Below are 17697 nucleotides of genomic sequence, written 5' to 3' on the forward strand. Positions count from 1 at the left end.
CCGGCTTCCCCGGCTTCGACATCTCGTTCTGGGTCGGCTTCTTCATGCCGAAGTCGACGCCGGCGCCGATCCTGGAGACGCTGCACCGGGAGATCGCCGCGGCCGCGAAGGATCCGGCGGTCGCGGACAAGCTCGGTTCGCAGGGCGTGGTCAGCGTGCTGACCCCGGCCGAGTACGCCGCGAAGATCGCGAAGGAGACCAAGGAGCTCGCCGAGGTCGTCGCTGCCGCGGACATCAAGGCGGAGTAGGGAGCGCACCTGCTTCCATCGCTATTCACCGCCGGCCAGCTGCGCCAGCCGATCGAGCAGCGGGCGTTGTCCTGCGTTGATCTTCTCCCGCGCCTCTTCGAGCGTGAACCATTCGGCACGGTCGACCTCCGGGAAGACTTGCCGTTTGCTGCTGCGCGGCGGCCATTCCATCTCGAACGTGTTGCTGTGGATGCTGTGCACGTCGATATCGAGCTCGGCGGCGAACGCGGTGACGAGCTTGCCGCCGCGCTGCTTGACCTCGCCAAGCGCGATCAGCGGCACGGACAGCTCGAATCCCAGCTCCTCGGCAAATTCCCGTCGCGCGGCGGTCTCCGCATCTTCTTCGTCCGCATACTCGCCCTTGGGGATCGACCAGGCGCCGAGATCCTTGTTGCGCCAGAACGGCCCGCCGGGATGAACGAGAAGGATCTCGATCGCCCGGCGTTTGCGATAGGCGATGATCCCGGCACTCTTCGATGGCATCGCAGGTTCCGTGCAGAAGCGGTCCGCTTTGTCTCGGGAAAAAGTGGAACCGGCCGTTTTAGCGCAGGTTAGTAGCCAACGTTCGTTTGATAAAAGGGAGTGAACCATGATCCGCCTGTTGGCAACCACCGCATTAGGGCTGGTGCTGGCGAACGCCGCCTTCGCGCAATCGCCAAGCACGACCACGAAGTCTGAGCAGACGCCGCAATCCCAATCAAGTTCCACGGCGCCAGCGACGACCTCGCCATCCGGCGCGACCGGCACGCCGCAGACCGCATCGCAGCCGCAGCAATCACCGTCGACAGGAACCTCGGCACAGACGACGCAGAGCACCGCGCCGTCCTCCGGGGCTGCCAATTCCGGATCGAGCACGTCCAATGCTGCGAACAGCACGGACACCTCGCGGCCGCAGAGCGGCACGGCAAGCTCGAACACGACCGGCAACCAGCCCGCGACCCAGCAGGGCGCCAACCCGCCGCCGGCAAACACGAACCAGGCGCAGGATCGGTCCAATCCGCCGCCGGCCAATAGCAATCAAGCGCAGGCGCCCGCTGCATCCGGGACCAACCAGGCTCAGCAGGCACCGACGGCGCCAACCGGCAATCAGGCGCAGGGCCAGCGGTCTGGGACCAACTCTCAGGCGGCTGCGCAGACCAACGTCAATCTGAACCGCCAGCAGGAGACGAAGATCAGCGCCTCGATCTCGCATCTGAACGTCCGGCCGCTGACCAGCGTCAATTTCTCGCTGAATGTCGGCACGGTGGTGCCGCGCGATGTGCACCTCTCGACCCTTCCGCCTGATGTCGTCGAGATCGTGCCGCAATATCGCGGCTACAGCTTCGCGCTGGTGAAGGATGAGATCGTCGTGGTGGATCCGGCGACCTACAAGATCGTGACGGTGCTGCCGTATTCGGGGAAATCCACGGCAACGACGACGTCGACCACCCGCGAGCGCAGCGCCAGCAAGTTCTCTGACCGCGATCGCGATGCGATCCGCAAGCATGCGAAAGCTCGTCCCGAGGGCCGGAGCGAACGGCAGACCACCGGAAGCACCGCACGCACCGAGATCCATGTCGGCGATCGCGTCCCTGATAGCGTCGAGGTCGAGGAATTTCCGAGCACGGTCTACCGTGATGCGCCCGACCTGCGGGAGTACCGCTACATCCATCGCGATACCCGGACTTATGTCATCGAGCCTCGCGAACGACGCGTGATCGAGGAGATCGATTAGTTCATCGCAGTCGGAAGCCGCCCATCGGGCGGCTTCTCGATTTGTGCGTCAGATCGCCGAACGTTCGCGCGCCGCGATACGGATGGCGCGAGCCTTGGTGCCCTTCGCCGCGCGGGCTGCAATCATGCTCCTCGCCTTGCCACGGGCCGAGGCGCTTTTGTGGAGCAGGGATACGAACCGCTTGCGCGCGCGGTTTGTCGACAGGCGCGCCGCAAGCTGTTCGGCCTTGCGAATGATGGTCGCGACCGAGGGTGTCAGGTTCACCGGGACCCAGGCGACATCCTTGGCCTTGGAGAGGCTGCCGATGCCTTCGCACGGCGCCTCGCGCGGCAGGTCGATCCTGATCGCGAGCGCCTCCGACCGCTCGGTCCAGTCCTCAGCCTTGGTGCCGGTGATGATGCGGACATAGTCGCGCGTCTCACGGGGCAGCTCGCTCTCCTTGGCGAGCCACTTCTGAACGCGGCCGGGACCGGCATTATACGCAGCCGCGGCGAGTCCGAGATTGCCGAAATCGTCGCGAAGCTTGCGCAGGAATTTTGCCGATGCGGGCAGCGCCTTCATGGGATCGAAGGGATCGTCGAGCCCGACTTCGGCGGCCGTCCCAGGCATGAACTGCGCCACGCCCTGGGCGCCGGCCTGGCTCACCTCGTTGGACTTGAAGCGGCTCTCCTGCCAGAGCAGGCGGGCAAAGAATGGCACGGGAATGCCGCTGGCCTCGGCGGCCTCGCGAAGCGCGTGGCAAAATCGCTCGGTCGGGGAAACCGGCGCCTGTAGGGCTGGCTCGTCCGCGCGGGGCGGCTCGATCACCTGCTCATAGGCGGCACGCGCGTTGGCGAGCTCGATGGCCTGCACACTTGCGAGGAAGAGTTCGACCACCGGAACAAGTGGGGAGGCCCGATTGTTTTGAATAACGGCGCGGTCGAAAGTTGATGTTTGCCGGGACGCCGACGGATCGAGGTCGCACATCAGAATCAAGAACGCGGCGCAAGCCGCGATGACAAATCGCATTTGCGGAGACAACCTCGAACTGTGGGATGAACGGCCAGCGGTGCGCCGGCGATAAGAAGTTATTAACCGTCCGATTGCGGCAAAGCTGCGGTCTCGTCGGTTCCTTCGGTGTTACTACGGTGTTCCCAAACAGAAACTTCCCGCGGTTTCGCGGACCTCTATTTTTCGAATTGGACGAGCGATCATGATGCGATGGATGCTTGGCGCGGTGATGTCGCTGTGGCTCATCTGCCCGGTGCTCGCGGGCAATCTCGATACAAAAGCGGTGAATGATGCCGCGCGGCCCGCAAAACAGCCGGCCACCGACAAGCTCAACGCATCGGTGCTGAAGCTTCAGGTCCTGCTCGATCGTGCGCAATTCTCGCCCGGCGAGATCGACGGCAAGCTCGGCGAGAACGCGCAGAAGGCGCTGAAGGCATTTGCCGAGCAGAACGGTATCGCATCCGAGAAGGGAATTGCGCCCGAACTCTGGGACAAGCTGACGGCAGCGAGCGAGGGAGCCATTGTCGTCGACTACAAGATCGACGAGGCCGATGTAAAAGGACCTTTCCTGAAGGAGCTGCCGGCCAGGCTCGAGCAGATGAGGTCGCTGAAGGCGCTGAGCTACACCAGCGCGCTCGAGGGGCTCGCCGAGAAATTCCACATGAGCGCGGATCTGCTCAAGGTGCTCAATCCGGGAAAATCCTTTGGCAAGGCCGGCGAGACGATCGTCGTTGCGAATGTTTCCGCGCGAAAAGAGCTGCCTCGCATTGCACGGCTCGAGGTCGACAAGAAACAGGGGATGCTCAAAGCGTTCGACGGGAGTGGTGCTCTGCTCGCGTTCTACCCGGCTTCAATCGGTAGCCCGGATCGTCCGACGCCGAGTGGCACACTCAAGGTCACAAGCACCAACGAGAAGCCGACCTACCACTACAATCCCGAGTACAAGTTCAAGAGCGTAAAATCCAGGGAGCCGTTCGACATCAAGCCAGGCCCGAACAATCCGGTGGGATCGTACTGGATCGGGCTGTCGGCGCAGGGCTATGGCATCCACGGGACGGCGGAGCCCGACAGGGTCGGCAAGTCGGCGTCCCACGGCTGCGTCAGGCTGACCAATTGGGACGCCCGCACGCTCGGCGACAACACCAAGCGTGGTACGCCCGTCGTCTTCCTCGATGCGCCGACGGAATCTTCCTCGAAGCAGAAGGACAAGACGCCCGGCAGGCGCGCCGCGAATTAGTTCTTGCTAGTCCTTGGGGAAATCCTTGCGCATCGCCATCTCGGCGGCATCGCCCGGCGACAGCACGGTCTGCTCGAAGGCCGCTTGCGGCTTCGTCATGATGTCGTAGAGCGAGATGCCCTTGATCGGCTTGCCCATGAGCTCGCGGACGCAGTCGGCGAGCGTGCCGTTGTAGACGAGATAGGGCGGACCTCGGTCCTTCTGCCTCTCGCCCTTCAGCGACGGCCACTTCTTCAATTCGGCCGGGGCGTCATAGGCGATCGGCGATCCCTCTTTGAACATGCGTCGGGTCCCGGTGGCTTGGATTGCAGGGAATCCTAGAGCCGCCGGGTAAACACGCGTTAAAGAATTAGTTCAAATCAGGCGGCAATGAAGGCGAGCAGGGTGCCGTTGGCCTTGGCCGGCGGCACACAGAGCGCAGCCCCGCTGCGCACGGCGGCGGACCCCAGCGCCTTCTCGGTCGCGGCCAGATCGCCGCTGACGAGCACCAGCGCAGCGCCGCCGCGGTCGGAAAGGCCCGCGAGCGGCACGCCGGGATAGCGTTTGGCGAGCTGGTCCAGCGTCAGATAGACGAAGTCGGCCCGATCGCCGCCGGAGGGCACCGTGACCGCGCCGTCGGCCTCGGCGGTCGGTTCGCGGTCGATCAGCCTGCCGAGATGCGCGGCGTCCTTTGCCGGCTCCGGCGTTGCGATCAGCGTCTGCCTGATCCGCTTCGCCGCATTGGCGTGCTTCATCAACTCGGGAATCCAAACCGTGTCACGCGTCTTGTGCTGGCAGGCGAAGATGCGTACCCCGCCGGGCGCTTCCGCTGTCGGCCACATGAAAGTGCGGAATTTGGCCGTCGAGACCGTGCCGTTGGGCAAGGTTACCGGCCGCTCGAAATCGGTCGGGCCGATCGGCGTCAGGCCGCGTGCGCGGATCTCCTCCGCGCCTTCAGCGGAATCGACCGCGGTGAAGGCGATACGCTCGATGCCTTCGCCGCGCTTGTCGAGGAAGGCGCGCGCCGGCACATTGTGCTCGGTCGCGACGAGCACGCCGAGCAGCTCCATATAATCGGGGTCGAACATGATGGTGTAATTGCCGGTGCCCATATGCGCGCTGTGGGTGCCGCGCGGCGACACGGTGAAGCCGAGCTGGCGGTAGTTCTCGGCAGCCTTGTCGAGGTCCTGAACCATGACCACGGCGTGGTCGATACCGATTATGTTCTTGAGGGCCACTGTTCTTTCCCCGCGCATGCAAATGACTTTGGGCCGCGTCGGCGGCCGCTGGTCCTGTCTACGCCGGATAGGCGGTCAAGTCATTTTCAATTCAGTAGGAGATGCGGAATTTCATTCCGCGGATCTGTCGACGCACGGCAGCATCAGCGAGCCTGCTCGAGATAGGCGGCAAGGATCGCACGTTCCTGGCTGGTCATCTCGGTGATGTTGCCCGGTGGCATCGCGCTGGACCAGGCCGCGACCCGGCCGATCAGGCGGATGTTGCGATGGATGTGCTCGGGCGCATCGAGCAGGATGCCCTTCGGCGCGGTCACGATGCCGGCCCAGACCGGCTCGGCGGCATGGCACATGCTGCAACGGGACATCACGATCTCCTCGACCGCGGCAAGGGTCGGCTGTGTCGGCAGTGCGCCCGACTTGACCTCGCGCGGTCCTGCGGCGGAGAGGAAGAGGATCGCAATCACGCCGATTGCTGCGACGCCCCACACCCACCATGGCGATTTCCGCCCCGCGTGGCGCTCGTTGAAGAAGTGGCGGATCACGGGGCCCAGCGCCAGGATGATCGCGACGATGATCCAGTTGAAGCGCGTGGCGTAGAGCAGGGGATAGTGGTTGCTGATCATCAGCACGACCACGGGCAGCGTCAGGTAGTTGTTGTGGACCGAGCGCTCCTTGCTGGCTTTGCCGAGCCTTGGATCCGGCACCTGTCCCGCGATCAGGCTGGCCACGATCTTCTTCTGGTTCGGGATGATCAGCGCGAAGACGTTGGCGACCATGATGGTACCGATGATGGCGCCGATCTGGTTGAAGGCGCCACGGCCGCTCAGCACATGGGTGAAGGCATAGGTCAGTGCGACCAGGAACAGATAGCCGCCGATGGCGAAGGGCAGCTCGCGCTGGGCAAGGCCGGTACGGCAGGCGGCTTCATAGAGCAGCCACGCCAGTGCCAGGCTCGCAAGGCTGAACAGGCCGGCCTGGAACGGCGTGAGGTAGAGGATCGATTTGTCGATCAGGAACAGATCGGCCTCGAGATAATATACCACCACCATCAGCGCGAAGCCGGACAGCCAGGTGGTGTAGGCCTCCCATTTGAACCAGGTGAGCTCGTCCGGCATCTGGGAGGGGGCGACCAGATATTTCATGATCCGGTAGAAGCCGCCGCCATGGACCTGCCAGGCTTCGCCCTGGACGCCGTCGGGCAGGTCACTCGTTCGGTTGCCCTTGGGCCTGAGGCTGAGGTCGAGGGCGATGAAATAGAAGGAACTGCCGATCCAGGCGATCGCCGCCACCACGTGGAGCCAGCGCAGCAGCAGGCTCGCCCATTCCGATATGATGGATCCCCACATGATCATCCCGTCAATTGCGACAGCGATGCCGCAGCTTTGATGACCGCAACCCCCGCCCTTACAATGTGTCGCACCTATCCGCGGTGTTTTCCAGTACGATGGGCGCAGCTGATGCACATCGTGCGGGCATCAGGTGACGTGGGATGCGGCAGAGCTTCGACGTGTCGCGGTGGTATCGATGTTCGAGAGATTGCAGGCCGGGAGGACAATTTGAAGAGCAGAATTTTGTCCGTCGCGATATCCGCGGGGCTACTGATTGCTACCGGTGCGCAGGCCGAGCCGGTGTTGCAGGGCAGGGACGCTTATGGTGCTTGGCAAGCCGACAAGCCAGGCACGGTCAGGCTGATCCGGCCGCAGGATCTCGTCAGGCCCGGCGCCACGCGCTCGGTTGCGAGCTCGTCACGCGTGGTGCCGCGCCCGGCCGAGGCTGCGCTTCAGGTGCCGGCGGGGTTCAAGATCGAGCTGTTTGCCGAAGGCCTGCGCGCGCCGCGCATCGTGCGGGTGGCGCCGAACGGCGACGTCTTTGTCGCGGAGACGCGGGCCGGCACCATTCGCGTGCTTCGTGCCGGGGACGGCAACAAGATCGCGACCAATGAAGTGTTCGCCAGCGGACTGAGGCAGCCATTCGGCATCGCCTTCTTCCCGAACGGTGACAATCCGCAATGGGTCTATGTCGCCAACACCGACAGCGTCGTCCGCTTTCCCTATCAGGCCGGCGATCTCAAGGCGCGGGGCAAGGCCGAGACGATCGTGCCGAGCCTGCCGCATGACGGCGGCCATTCCACCCGCGACATCGTCTTCACGCCTGACAACAAGCGCATGCTGGTCTCCGTCGGCTCGCTCAGCAACGTTGCGGAAGGTTTGGGCACGCCGCCGGGCGGGATGGAGGCGTGGTCGAAAACGCAACCGCTCGGCGCGGCCTGGGCAAGTGAGACCGAACGCGCGGCGGTGCTGGCTTTCAATCCCGATGGCAAGGAGCGGAAGATCTACGCCACCGGCATCCGCAATTGCGTTGGTCTCGCAATTCAGCCGCAAACCGGTCTGCCCTGGTGCTCGACCAACGAGCGGGACGGCCTCGGTGACGATCTCGTCCCCGACTATGTGACCAGCGTGAAGGAAGGCGCATTCTACGGCTGGCCCTGGTTCTATATCGGCGCCAACGAGGACCCGCGCCATGCCGGTGCGCGGCCGGACATCAAGGACAAGGTGACGGTCCCCGACGTGCTGGTGCAGCCGCACTCGGCCTCGCTCGGCATGGCCTTCTATCAGGGCACGCAGTTTCCGCCCGAGTATCAGAGCGACGCCTTCGCGGCCGAGCATGGCTCCTGGAACCGGTCGAAGCGCACCGGCTACAAGGTGATCCGCATCCGGATCAAGGACGGCAAGCCGACGGGTGAGTACGAGGATTTCGTCACGGGTTTTGTCGTGAGCGACACGGAGGTGTGGGGCAGGCCGGTGGGAGTAGCCGTGGCGAAGGATGGATCGCTGCTGGTGTCGGAGGACGGCAACGGCACGATCTGGCGGGTGACGCACGCGCCGCAGTGACGGTGCACCCCTCCAGGAGAGGGTAAGAAAGGCGCTCGCCTGACCTACCCCCGTCTCACGCTGGCTCCACCATCCACCGGCAGCGTCACGCCCGTAATGAAGTTCGCCTCATCCGACGCCAGAAACAGCGCGGCGTTGGCGACATCCCATCCGGTGCCCATCTTCCGACGCAGCGGCACCTTGCCGTCGCGTTCGGCTTCGACCTCGGCGCGGGTCTTGTGCCATTCACGGGCGCGGGTGTCGACGGCCATCGGTGTGTTCATCAGGCCGGGCAGGATGACGTTGGCGCGGATGCCGAATTCGGCGTTCTGGTAGGCGAGCTGTTCGGTGAAGGCGATCATCGCCGACTTCGTCGCCTTGTAGGCGACATAGGGATAATTCGTGATCGCCGCCATCGAGGAGATGTTGATGATGGCGCCGCTGCCCTGCGCGCGCATGATCGGGATCACCTCTTTCGCCGCCAGAATGCAGCTCTTCAGATTGATGGCGACGACGCGGTCGAACGCTTCCTCGGTCAATTGCAGCAGCTCGGCATCGCCGCCGGACAGGCTGACGCCGACATTGTTGTGCAGCACGTCGATCCGCCCCCAGCGCGACTGCGCGTCCTTAACCATCGCCTTGATGTCGGCCGACTTCGTGACGTCGGCCTTGAAGGCCGCGGCGGTGCCATGCTTCGCGGTGATCATCGCCACCGTTTCCTGAGCCGATTCCAAATGATGATCGACGCACAAGACCTTTGCGCCCTCGCGCGCGAAGGTCAGCGCGGTGGCGCGGCCATTGCCCATGCCTTCGCCGGGGCTCTGTCCGGCCCCGACGACGATGGCGACCTTGTCCTTCAAGCGCATCTCGGTTCACTCCCTGATCCGGACTTCCCATTATTTTCGTGCAGATTAGCAATCGCCCCGACCGGAGAGAAGGGCGCGGCTTTTGCGTTCATGTCATTGACATCGCATGGATTTGCATGTTGCGCCGGCCCAACGCGCATGGCTGGCCCTCGCGGTTCAGGAACCGTTCTGAGGTCGCCGCGTTTGTTGCGGAGCCTTTCCCGCGCTAGGCTCTGTCTTGGGGCTTCCCAACCGCCAGTGGCTTGCCGATGAATCTGCTCGACCCACAAGGGCCCGTGGCTGCGGCTAACAGCACGATTCTGGTCGATTCCGTCTTCATCATGCTCGTGATCGTGGTGCCGACCATTTTCGCGATTCTCGGTTTTGCGTTCTGGTTTCGCGCCTCGAATCCAAAAGCGCGCTACCAGCCTGACTTCGTCTATTCCGGCCGCGTCGAGATGGTGGTGTGGGCGATCCCTGCGCTCACCGTCATCCTGCTCGGCGGCGTCGCCTGGATCGGCTCGCATCAACTCGATCCCGCAGCACCGGTGCCGGGGACTGGAAGCCCGGTGCGCATTCAAGCGGTCTCGCTCGACTGGAAATGGCTGTTCATCTATCCGGACCAGCGCATCGCCACCGTCAACACGCTGACGGTGCCGGCCGGCGCCGAGCTGAACTTTCAGCTGACGTCGTCGAGCGTGATGAACACGTTCTTCATCCCGCAGCTCGGCAGCATGATCTACACCATGAACGGCATGGTGACGAAGCTGAACCTGCGCGCCGACAACGAAGGCAAGCTGCAGGGGTTGTCCGCGCATTTCTCCGGCGACGGCTTTCCCGACATGATGTTCGACGTCAACGTGGTCTCGCCGCTCGCCTTTCCGGAATGGGTGGCGACCACGGCGAAGACCGATGCCGTGCTGAATGAGGACAGCTACAAGAAGCTGATGCAGCAGGGCGTCGAGAAGGGCAGGCCGACCTACCGTCTCGACGATCCCCGGCTGTTCGATCTGATCGCAACCCAGCACATTCCGCCGGGACCGGGGCCGGAACTGCTCTCCGATGCAGGCCGTCCGCACAGTGGAGGCCACGATGCTCGGTAAGCTCGATTGGTCGGCCATTCCGTTCGATCAGCCCATCCCGCTGGTCGCGGGCGCAGTGGTGCTGGTCGCGATCCTGGGCGTGCTGATCTGGGTCGTGGCGAAGGGGCATCTGCCCTATCTCTGGAGCGAATGGATCACCAGCGTCGATCACAAGCGCATCGGCGTGATGTACATCCTGCTGGCCTCGGTGATGCTGCTGCGCGGTGGCAGCGACGCCATCATGATGCGGATCCAGCAGGCCGTCGCCTACCAGTCGCAGGGCTATCTGCCGCCGGAGCACTACAACCAGATCTTCTCGGCGCACGGCACCATCATGATCTTCTTCGTGGCGATGCCGTTCGTGATCGGGCTGATGAACCTGATCGTGCCGCTGCAGCTCGGCGTGCGCGACGTCGCTTTCCCGACGCTCAACTCGGTCGGGTTCTGGCTGACCGCGACCGGTGCGCTGCTGGTCAATCTCTCGCTCGTGGTCGGCGAGTTCGCGCGCACCGGGTGGCTCGCCTTTCCGCCGCTGTCGGAGCTGTCCTATTCGCCGGGCGTCGGCGTCGACTATTACGCCTGGTCGCTGCAGATATCCGGCGTCGGCACGCTGGTGGCCGGCATCAACCTCGTCACCACGGTGCTGAAGCTACGCACCAAGGGCATGAATTACCTGCGCATGCCGATGTTCTGCTGGACCACGCTGGCCTCGAACCTCCTCATCGTTGCAGCTTTTCCGATCCTTACCGCCACGCTCGCGATGCTGCTGCTCGACCGCTACCTCGGCTTCCACTTCTTCACCAACGAGGCCGGCGGCAACATCATGATGTTCATGAACCTGATCTGGGCCTGGGGACATCCGGAGGTCTACATCCTCGTGCTGCCGGCCTTCGGCATCTTCTCCGAGGTGGTCTCGACCTTCTCCGGCAAGGGGCTGTTCGGCTATCGCTCGATGGTGCTTGCGACCATGGCGATCTGCGTCATTTCCTTCATGGTCTGGCTGCATCATTTCTTCACGATGGGCGCGGGGCCGGACGTCAATGCCATCTTCGGCATCGCCAGCATGATCATCGCGGTGCCGACGGGCGTGAAGATCTACAATTGGCTGTTCACGATGTATGGCGGCCGCATCCGCTTCGCGACGCCGATGCTGTGGGCGGTCGGCTTCATGGTGACCTTCATCGTCGGCGGATTGACGGGCGTCCTGCTCGCGGTGCCGCCGGCCGACTTCATGCTTCACAACAGCATGTTCCTGGTGGCGCATTTCCACAACGTCATCATCGGCGGCGTGCTGTTCGGCGCCTTTGCCGGCTTCGAATACTGGTTTCCGAAGGCGTTTGGTTTTCGTCTCGACGAACGCTGGGGCAAGCTGGCGTTCTGGTTCACCTTCCTCGGCTTCTTCATCACTTTCATCCCGCTCTACATTGCCGGCATGCTCGGCATGACCCGGCGCATGCAGCATTACGACGTCGCGGCGTGGCGGCCCTGGATGATCGTTGCAGCAATTGGCATGGCCGTGCTGACGATCGGGGTGATCTGCCAGATCGTGCAACTCGTGGTCAGCATCCGCAACCGCGAGGCGCTGCGCGACCGCACCGGCGATCCCTGGGACGGCCGTTCGCTGGAATGGGCGACCTCGTCGCCACCGCCGGTGTTCAACTTCGCCTTCAATCCCGACGTGCGCGGCGAGGACGCCTATTGGGACATGAAAGTCCATGCCCAGCAGCAATCGCTCGAACGCGACAGGCCGGAATACCAGGACATCGAGATGCCCCGGAATTCCCCGACCGGCTTCGTCTGCGCGTTCTTCGCCACCATCATGGGCTTTGCGCTGATCTGGCATATCTGGTGGATGGTGATCCTGGGCGGGATCGGCGCGTTCGCGACCTTCGTCGTGTTCGCCTGGCGCGACCACGACGAATACGTCATTCCCGCGCAGGAGGTCGCCGCGATTGACCGCATCAATCTCGAGGAACGACGCAGCCTCGTCAGCATGGCGGGGCCGGTCTGATGGCGATGACCGCGACCGCCGGCCATGCGCATGCCGATCCCCATCACATCGGGCTCGTCATCGAGCATCCCGGACCCGCTTCGAAGCGGATCGTGACCGCCTACGGCTTCTGGGTCTTCCTGCTGTCCGACATCGTGATGTTCTCCTGCTTCTTCGCGGCCTATGCGGTGCTGTCTGGGCAGACGGCCGGCGGCCCGAAGGGCTCTGAGATCTTCGAGCAGAGGAATGTCGCGATCGAGACGGTCTGCCTGCTGTTGTCGAGTTTTACCTGCGGCATGGCCAGCATTGCCGCCGATGTGCGCAACCGGTTCTGGTTCTATCTCGGCATGGGCGTGACTTGTCTGTTGGGACTCATATTCCTGACGATCGAATTCCGCGAATTCGCCGACCTCGTCGCGCGCGGCTATGGCCCGTCGCGCAGCGCGTTCCTGACCGCGTTTTTCTCGCTGGTCGGCTGCCACGGCCTGCATGTCTCGGCCGGCGTGCTGTGGCTCCTCACCATGATGGCCCAGGTGTTTGCGAAAGGCTTTCGCGCCGACGTCCTGCGCCGGATGATGTGCTTTGCGCTGTTCTGGCACGCGCTCGACATCGTCTGGGTCGGGGTGTTCTCCGTCGTCTATTTGCTTGGGAGTGCCGCATGAGCGATCAGAGCCACGCGCGGAGCGACCACGACCTCGCGCCGGGCGAGGAAGAGCAACACAGTGTCGGCACCCGTATTCTCGGCTACGTCGTCGGCCTTGTCCTGGCGCTGCTGCTCACGGCGACGTCGTTCTTCATCGCCGGCACCGATCTGGTCTGGCAGCCCTCCATCCCGGTTGCGTTGATCGTGCTGGCGATCGCGCAGATGGGGGTCCATCTGGTGTTCTTCCTGCACATCACGACCGGTCCCGACAACACCAACAACGTGCTGGCGCTGGCCTTCGGCCTGCTGGTGGTCTTCCTGGTGGTGGGCGGCACGGTCTGGATCATGGCGCATCTGAACGCCAACATGCCGCCGATGGACCAGATCATGCGGATGCAGTGAAAGACCGCCCAAAAAAGAAGAGCCGCTTGTTGTGACAAGCGGCCCAAGTCTAGGGAGGAAACGCCCGAGCAGGGCAATCGGGCCGGAGCCGGATTGCTGCCAAGGAAACGCTCGCGCAAGCGCTTGCGTTACCTTTATGAGTGCAGCAACTCGCAAAGGAGTTCAATTCCGGATCAATACGGTCCCGGACTACTACTCACGGATGCGTGAGGGAATTATTCACTTCGGCCGACGGCAGTTATAGGCCTTGCGGAAGCCGGCCGCCTGGGCGTCGTCCTCCGAGCAGAACCAGCGGTCCGGCTTGGTGGTCGCCGGGTAGCTCGGGCAACCCCGCAAATGATAGATGCCGATATTGCCGGTGACGCGTGCGCGCACCGCGAGCTTTCCCTTGATGCTGCAACTCGGTGGCATCGTCAGCTCCTCCGGGAACAGCACGGCCCGAATTTCCTTGTCGCGGTCCGGGCGGCAGGCGGCGCCCAGCAGTGCGCCGTCCTTCTTGCCCGCGCGGAAGTCTTGCGGTGCAACAAAACAGCCCTTCCAGATCCCGGCGGCGGCTGACTTGGCCTCGGCCACGGCCGGCTTGACGTTCGCCTTGATCGGCTCCCGCGCAACCGCAAAGCCGAGCTTGACCAGCTGTTCGTTCAAGCTGGCCTTGTCGCCCTCGGCCGTGCAGATCGCCCGGTGCCGTTTGCCAAAACTCTTCTCCGGCCCGACATCGTCACAGCGCACGGAGCGCTTGTTGATCAGCTTCGCCAGCTGGTCGCGAGCCTCGATGCCGCAGGTCCAGGGATCGGCGTGGTCGTCGATGCAGACCTGGTCGAGCTCGGGCGCGTCGACGCCGTCGAGCCGGTAGGTAACGTCGCCAAGCTGGATGGAGTTGCCGTCGCGGACTGTCGCGGCGGCGGTCAGCGCGGAAGCCGGCTCGGAAGACGCCAGGACTCCGGACAAGGCGAAAAACAAAACGAGCGCAAAGGCGCGGGCGGCGGCAAAGACATTTCGGAAGGACATACGGTCTCGCTATCGATTGCTCGTGCGCCTGTTCCTAGCATCCGGATGTGGCGATACCAATGGTCTGCACCCTGCGAAGTGCGACATTCCGGCCCCGCGGCTTTACTCCCCGCCCGCTCTGACCCTATCGTTCGCGGGCCTTGCGGACCGTGCAGGCCGAATCGCCCGGGAAGCGGCGAGGGCGGGAGGAAAAGGTTGCGATGAAAGACCCCGTGGACGTGCTGATCATCGGCGCCGGCGCTTCGGGCGCGGCGGTGGCGTGGTCGCTGGCCGAGACCAAGATGCACATTCTCTGCCTGGAGCAGGGCGGCTGGATGAACCCGGCGGAATATCCCAGCACCGGCCGCGACTGGGAAGCCAAGTTCTACGGCGAGTGGTCGTCGAGCCCGAATATCCGCGGCCGGCCCGAGGACTATCCGATCAACGACGACAATTCGCCGATCAAGGTCGTGAACTACAATGCGGTCGGCGGCTCCACGGTGATGTACACCGCGCACTGGCCGCGGCTGCATCCCTCCGATTTCAAGGTGCGGACGCTGGACGGCGTCGCAGACGACTGGCCGATCGACTACGACACGCTGACCCCGTTCTTCGAGGAGAACGACCGGATCATGGGCACGTCGGGCTTGTCAGGCGATCCGCTCTCGCCGCTGACGCATCCGCCGATGCCGCAACAGCCGCTCGGATTGTCCGGCGCCATCATCGGCAAGGCCATGAACAAGCTCGGCTGGCACTGGTGGCCGTCGGATACAACGGTCGCGACGATGGATTACGAGGGCCGCGCGCGCTGCATCAATCTCGGCCACTGCACGCCGGCCTGCGCGCAAGGCGCAAAGTCCTCCACAGACATCACCTATTGGCCACAGGCGATCCGCGCCGGCGTCGAGCTGCGCACCCATTGCCGGGTGCGCGAGATCACCACCGACGAGAACGGTATGGCTTCGGGCGTGGTCTATTACGACAAGGACGGCGTCGAGCAGTTCCAGCCCGCGCATGTCGTCATCATCGCCTGCAACGGCGTCGGCACGCCACGGCTATTGCTGAATTCGGCGTCCTCGCGCTTTCCGAACGGCCTTGCCAATTCGTCGGGCCTCGTCGGCAAGAATTTGATGTTCCATCCCTACGCGCAGATCTACGGCTATGTGAAGGAGCCGACCGATAGCAACCGCGCGCCGCCGACCTGCCTGTGGAGCAAGGAGTGGTACGACACGGACCCCTCGCGCGGCTTCGTGCGCGGCTATGGCGTTCAGTTCGTGCGCGGGGCCGGACCGGTGTTTGAGGCTGTCGTCAGCGAGCAAAAGGGCATTCTGCCCTGGGGCGAGGATCATCACCGCGTCTTCCGCAAGCTCAACGGCCACCGGCTCGGATTTTCCGCGATCTGTGAGGATCTGCCGGAGGAGCATAATCGCGTCACGCTCGATCCCGTCCTGAAAGACAGCCACGGCATTCCCGCGCCGAAGATCGACTACACCATCAGCGAGAACAGCCGGAAGATGATGGAACATGCGCTGGCGCGTGGCCGGGAGGTTTTGGAGACCGCGGGCGCCACCGATATCTGCATCAACTCGCCGATCCCCTGGGGCGGTTGGCACCTGCTCGGCACCGCGCGGATGGGGACCGATCCCAAGAGCTCCGTGGTCAATGAATGGGGCCGCACGCACGACGTCAAGAATCTCTTCATCGTCGACGGCAGCATTTTTGTCACGTCAGGCGGCGTGAACCCGACCTCCACCATCCAAGCCCTCGCGCTCTACATCGCCGACCAGATGAAGCAGCGCCTCGCCAATTTGTTTGATTAAGGCCGCCATGTCCGCAGACAATCTCACGCGCACCCAACGCGACGACCTCCGCAGCATCGCCGCGATGATCGTTCCCGCCAGCGACGAGTACAAGGTGCCCGGCGCCGACGATCCCGCGATCCAGGCAGATATGCTCGCAACGCTTGGCCGCGATACCAAATTGGTCGCGGCCGCGCTGGATGATCTGGCGCGGCTGGCAGGAGCGCCGCTCGCCGAGCTCGATGCCGCCAGGCGCGATGCGGTGGCGCAGGAGTTTCGCAAACACGGCGGCGTCGCCGCCGCGACGCTCGTCCGTGTCGTGCTGCAATGCTACTACCGCGACGACCGCGTGCTGGGTTCGCTGGGGATCGAACTGCGGGCGCCATTCCCGAAGGGCCATGTGCTTCCGGATGGGGACTGGTCGCTGCTCGACCCGGTGAAGGCGAGGGCCGGTACGCTCAGGCGGGCGCCCTAGCCATCTGGGCAGTCCAGCCCTGCGCGCCCGGCTGGCACCTTGCGCGGCCGGGCACAGGCCACCATCTGTGTGAGCCTTCAAGGACTCTTGCCATGCTGGATTTCACCTCAGATATCGTCGATGACGCCGCGTCATCGCGAACGACGGCATCTGCGCCGGCCGATGACCGGGCGTTGCTGGACGCCTATTCCAATGCCGTGATCGATGTGACCGACCGGGTCGGCCCCGCGGTCGTGCGTGTCGAGACCGGGCCAAAAGTGCCGAACGGCCGTGAGCGCGGCGGACTCGGCTCGGGCATCGTGATCTCACCTGATGGCCTCGTCCTCACCAACAGCCACGTGGTCGGCACGTCGAAGGAGATCCGGCTGCGCGACGTCGAGGGCCATGTCGGCGAGGCCCAGGTGCTCGGCGTCGATCCCGACACCGACCTCGCGTTGCTGCGCGCCAATGGCGTGCGCGACTTACCCTATGCCGCGCTCGGCAACTCCAAGACCTTGCGCCGCGGGCAGCTCGTGATCGCGATCGGCAATCCGCTCGGCTTCGAATCGACCGTGACTGCCGGCGTGGTCTCGGCGCTCGGCCGCTCGATCCGCTCGGTCAGCGGCCGCACCATCGAGGACGTGATCCAGACCGATGCCGCGCTCAACCCCGGCAATTCCGGCGGCCCGCTGCTGTCGTCGAATGCCGAGGTGATCGGCATCAACACCGCCATCATCAACGGCGCGCAAGGCATCTGCTTCGCGGTTGCCAGCAATACCGCGCAATTCGTGCTGTCGGAGATCATCCGCCACGGCTATGTCCGCCGCGCCTATATCGGCGTCGCCGGACAGACCGCGCCGGTGCCGCGGCGGCATGCGGTGCTGGCCGGCATCGAAAACAAGATGGGCGCGCTGCTCGCGCAGATCGAGCCGGACGGTCCGGCGGCGAAGGCGGGACTGTTGCCCGGCGACGTCGTGATCAGGCTCGACGGCGTCGAGATCAACGGCGTCGACGATCTGATCCGCGTGCTCGATCGCGACCGGATCGGCCGGCGCCTCGCCTTGGACGTGCTGCGGCTCGGCCGCCTGCGGGCGATCGACATCGATCCGATCGAGCGTAAGCCGCAGCGCTAGCGTCGGCCCCTCCGGGCGAGGTATGACGGTGTCATGCCTCGTCCCCGGAACCCCGCCGCATGATGCCGGCGCATGAGACCTACGAC

At 64.2% G+C, this 17697-nt stretch carries 18 protein-coding genes; 11 read left to right on the forward strand and 7 right to left on the reverse strand.

Annotated elements, in window-relative coordinates:
* Positions 1-248, forward strand: a 248-nt coding sequence (locus IC66_RS0105520) for a tripartite tricarboxylate transporter substrate-binding protein (protein WP_038946936.1), incomplete at its 5' end; no start/stop codon positions are given.
* Positions 249-269: 21 nt separating this feature from the next.
* On the opposite strand, the gene IC66_RS0105525 is transcribed toward IC66_RS0105520, so the two are convergent.
* Positions 270-731: an NUDIX domain-containing protein gene (locus tag IC66_RS0105525; RefSeq protein WP_028143141.1), complete on the reverse strand. Its 462-nt coding sequence runs from the start codon at positions 729-731 to the stop codon at positions 270-272.
* Between the two features lie 106 nt (positions 732-837).
* On the opposite strand from IC66_RS0105525, the gene IC66_RS0105530 reads away from it, so the two are divergent.
* A complete protein-coding gene (locus tag IC66_RS0105530) occupies positions 838-1962 on the forward strand; it encodes a DUF1236 domain-containing protein (protein ID WP_038946937.1) in 1125 nt (374 codons plus the stop codon).
* A 48-nt stretch (positions 1963-2010) separates the two neighbouring features.
* Here IC66_RS0105530 and IC66_RS0105535 read toward each other — a convergent pair whose 3' ends face one another.
* Complete coding sequence (locus IC66_RS0105535) at positions 2011-2970, reverse strand: lytic transglycosylase domain-containing protein (protein WP_038946938.1); 960 nt, start codon at positions 2968-2970, stop codon at positions 2011-2013.
* Positions 2971-3154: 184 nt separating this feature from the next.
* Here IC66_RS0105535 and IC66_RS0105540 point away from each other — a divergent pair, with 184 nt between their 5' ends.
* Positions 3155-4189, forward strand: a complete 1035-nt coding sequence (locus IC66_RS0105540; RefSeq protein ID WP_038946939.1) for a L,D-transpeptidase family protein — start codon at positions 3155-3157, stop codon at positions 4187-4189.
* A 6-nt stretch (positions 4190-4195) separates the two neighbouring features.
* On the opposite strand, the gene IC66_RS0105545 is transcribed toward IC66_RS0105540, so the two are convergent.
* From IC66_RS0105545 to IC66_RS0105555, 3 genes are all read right to left on the reverse strand, one after another.
* Positions 4196-4471, reverse strand: a complete 276-nt coding sequence (locus tag IC66_RS0105545) for a hypothetical protein (protein ID WP_038946940.1) — start codon at positions 4469-4471, stop codon at positions 4196-4198.
* A gap of 77 nt (positions 4472-4548) precedes the next feature.
* Positions 4549-5406, reverse strand: coding sequence for a VOC family protein (locus tag IC66_RS0105550; protein WP_038946941.1), 858 nt, complete (start codon positions 5404-5406; stop codon positions 4549-4551).
* A gap of 143 nt (positions 5407-5549) precedes the next feature.
* Positions 5550-6752 (reverse strand): urate hydroxylase PuuD, encoded by a 1203-nt coding sequence (locus IC66_RS0105555; protein ID WP_038946944.1) that lies wholly within the window; start codon positions 6750-6752, stop codon positions 5550-5552.
* A 210-nt stretch (positions 6753-6962) separates the two neighbouring features.
* Between IC66_RS0105555 and IC66_RS0105560 the strand changes: the two genes are divergently transcribed.
* Positions 6963-8297 (forward strand): PQQ-dependent sugar dehydrogenase, encoded by a 1335-nt coding sequence (locus IC66_RS0105560; RefSeq protein ID WP_038946945.1) that lies wholly within the window; start codon positions 6963-6965, stop codon positions 8295-8297.
* Positions 8298-8341: 44 nt separating this feature from the next.
* Here the strand turns inward: IC66_RS0105560 and IC66_RS0105565 are convergent, their stop codons facing one another.
* Positions 8342-9142 (reverse strand): SDR family NAD(P)-dependent oxidoreductase, encoded by an 801-nt coding sequence (locus IC66_RS0105565; protein WP_038946946.1) that lies wholly within the window; start codon positions 9140-9142, stop codon positions 8342-8344.
* 248 nt (positions 9143-9390) lie between these two features.
* Between IC66_RS0105565 and IC66_RS0105570 the strand changes: the two genes are divergently transcribed.
* From IC66_RS0105570 to cyoD, 4 genes are read left to right on the forward strand one after another with little or no spacing between them, the layout of a single operon-like run.
* The gene (locus IC66_RS0105570; RefSeq protein WP_028143133.1) at positions 9391-10224 is read left to right on the forward strand and encodes a ubiquinol oxidase subunit II; all 834 of its coding nucleotides are present in this window, start codon (positions 9391-9393) and stop codon (positions 10222-10224) included.
* Positions 10214-12214: a cytochrome o ubiquinol oxidase subunit I gene (gene cyoB, locus IC66_RS0105575; protein WP_038946947.1), complete on the forward strand. Its 2001-nt coding sequence runs from the start codon at positions 10214-10216 to the stop codon at positions 12212-12214. The genes IC66_RS0105570 and cyoB overlap by 11 nt, the downstream gene beginning before the upstream one ends.
* Positions 12214-12855 (forward strand): cytochrome (ubi)quinol oxidase subunit III, encoded by a 642-nt coding sequence (locus tag IC66_RS0105580; protein WP_038946948.1) that lies wholly within the window; start codon positions 12214-12216, stop codon positions 12853-12855. Before cyoB ends, IC66_RS0105580 begins: the two co-directional genes overlap by 1 nt.
* Positions 12852-13238 (forward strand): cytochrome o ubiquinol oxidase subunit IV, encoded by a 387-nt coding sequence (gene cyoD / locus IC66_RS0105585; protein ID WP_018322693.1) that lies wholly within the window; start codon positions 12852-12854, stop codon positions 13236-13238. The genes IC66_RS0105580 and cyoD overlap by 4 nt, the downstream gene beginning before the upstream one ends.
* 219 nt (positions 13239-13457) lie before the next feature.
* On the opposite strand, the gene IC66_RS0105590 is transcribed toward cyoD, so the two are convergent.
* A complete protein-coding gene (locus IC66_RS0105590) occupies positions 13458-14246 on the reverse strand; it encodes a thermonuclease family protein (protein ID WP_038946950.1) in 789 nt (262 codons plus the stop codon).
* Between the two features lie 200 nt (positions 14247-14446).
* Between IC66_RS0105590 and IC66_RS0105595 the strand changes: the two genes are divergently transcribed.
* The 3 genes from IC66_RS0105595 (at position 14447) to IC66_RS0105605 (ending at position 17611) form a co-directional block, all read left to right on the forward strand.
* Complete coding sequence (locus tag IC66_RS0105595; protein ID WP_038946951.1) at positions 14447-16045, forward strand: GMC family oxidoreductase; 1599 nt, start codon at positions 14447-14449, stop codon at positions 16043-16045.
* A 7-nt stretch (positions 16046-16052) separates the two neighbouring features.
* Positions 16053-16499 carry a hypothetical protein gene (locus IC66_RS0105600; RefSeq protein WP_038946952.1) on the forward strand — a complete coding sequence of 149 codons (447 nt, stop codon included), beginning with the start codon at positions 16053-16055 and terminating at the stop codon, positions 16497-16499.
* A 92-nt stretch (positions 16500-16591) separates the two neighbouring features.
* Positions 16592-17611, forward strand: coding sequence for a S1C family serine protease (locus IC66_RS0105605; protein ID WP_028143126.1), 1020 nt, complete (start codon positions 16592-16594; stop codon positions 17609-17611).
* The last annotated feature ends 86 nt before the right edge of the window (positions 17612-17697 follow it).

The sequence above is a fragment of the Bradyrhizobium genomosp. III genome (assembly GCF_000261705.1).
Lineage (GTDB): Bacteria > Pseudomonadota > Alphaproteobacteria > Rhizobiales > Xanthobacteraceae > Bradyrhizobium > Bradyrhizobium ottawaense.

Coding starts and splice junctions, on each gene's coding strand:
- IC66_RS0105525 (WP_028143141.1), bottom strand. CDS start 731: ATGCCATCGAAGAGTGCCGGGATCATCGCCTATCGCAAACGCCGGGCG.
- IC66_RS0105530 (WP_038946937.1), top strand. CDS start 838: ATGATCCGCCTGTTGGCAACCACCGCATTAGGGCTGGTGCTGGCGAAC.
- IC66_RS0105535 (WP_038946938.1), bottom strand. CDS start 2,970: ATGCGATTTGTCATCGCGGCTTGCGCCGCGTTCTTGATTCTGATGTGC.
- IC66_RS0105540 (WP_038946939.1), top strand. CDS start 3,155: ATGATGCGATGGATGCTTGGCGCGGTGATGTCGCTGTGGCTCATCTGC.
- IC66_RS0105545 (WP_038946940.1), bottom strand. CDS start 4,471: ATGTTCAAAGAGGGATCGCCGATCGCCTATGACGCCCCGGCCGAATTG.
- IC66_RS0105555 (WP_038946944.1), bottom strand. CDS start 6,752: ATGTGGGGATCCATCATATCGGAATGGGCGAGCCTGCTGCTGCGCTGG.
- IC66_RS0105565 (WP_038946946.1), bottom strand. CDS start 9,142: ATGCGCTTGAAGGACAAGGTCGCCATCGTCGTCGGGGCCGGACAGAGC.
- IC66_RS0105570 (WP_028143133.1), top strand. CDS start 9,391: ATGAATCTGCTCGACCCACAAGGGCCCGTGGCTGCGGCTAACAGCACG.
- cyoB (WP_038946947.1), top strand. CDS start 10,214: ATGCTCGGTAAGCTCGATTGGTCGGCCATTCCGTTCGATCAGCCCATC.
- IC66_RS0105580 (WP_038946948.1), top strand. CDS start 12,214: ATGGCGATGACCGCGACCGCCGGCCATGCGCATGCCGATCCCCATCAC.
- cyoD (WP_018322693.1), top strand. CDS start 12,852: ATGAGCGATCAGAGCCACGCGCGGAGCGACCACGACCTCGCGCCGGGC.
- IC66_RS0105590 (WP_038946950.1), bottom strand. CDS start 14,246: ATGTCCTTCCGAAATGTCTTTGCCGCCGCCCGCGCCTTTGCGCTCGTT.
- IC66_RS0105595 (WP_038946951.1), top strand. CDS start 14,447: ATGAAAGACCCCGTGGACGTGCTGATCATCGGCGCCGGCGCTTCGGGC.
- IC66_RS0105600 (WP_038946952.1), top strand. CDS start 16,053: ATGTCCGCAGACAATCTCACGCGCACCCAACGCGACGACCTCCGCAGC.
- IC66_RS0105605 (WP_028143126.1), top strand. CDS start 16,592: ATGCTGGATTTCACCTCAGATATCGTCGATGACGCCGCGTCATCGCGA.